We start from the raw sequence: 585 nt of genomic DNA, 5'->3' as shown, positions 1-585 counted from the left end.
CCACAGCGCCACCATCAGCTTGCGTGCCAGCGCCACGATGGCGATCTTGCGGATGCGTCCCTTGGCCGTGCCGACCCGCTCGTGGAACCAGCGGCTCAGCTCGCTGTCAGGCTGATGTCTCAGCCACAGCCAGGCGAGCTCGATCGCGCTCGTTCGCGCGCGATGATTGCCGGCCTTGCTGATGCCTTGCTGCCGCCGGCTGGCGCCGCTGTCGTAGGGTGTGTCGGTCAGTCCGACACAGCTGCCGACCTGCCGTCGGTTCCTGAAGTCGCGATAAAACACCTCGTTGGCCAGAACCTGGGCGATCTGCGGTCCAATGGCTTGCAGCTGGGCAAGCTGAACGGCCTTCGCCTCCACCGAGCCCTTGGCCGGCGTGCTATGGGCGGCGATGTTCTCCGCTTCCAGCGTCTTAATCTGCTTGCAGACCAGCAGCAGCCGCTCATGCTCGCGACGAATTTCATCGCGTAGTCGCGGCGGCAGAGCGCGCCCGTCGCCGGTGCGCAGCTTGTCGAGATCCGACAGGAAGCTCGGCTTCAACGGCCTGGCGTCGCGGATACCCTGGCCATGCAGCAGTCCTTTGATCCG

The 585-nt window shown here is 65.5% G+C and carries 1 protein-coding gene; it reads right to left on the bottom strand.

The genetic code is table 11. The annotated features are described in order from the left end of the window. On the bottom strand, positions 1 to 585 hold a 585-nt coding region (locus IVA82_RS22595), incomplete at both ends, for a transposase (RefSeq protein ID WP_247389309.1).

Origin of the sequence: Bradyrhizobium sp. 142 (assembly GCF_023074015.1) — a bacterium.
Classification (GTDB): Bacteria; Pseudomonadota; Alphaproteobacteria; order Rhizobiales; family Xanthobacteraceae; genus Bradyrhizobium.
This window is presented reverse-complemented; position numbering and strand designations above follow the sequence as displayed.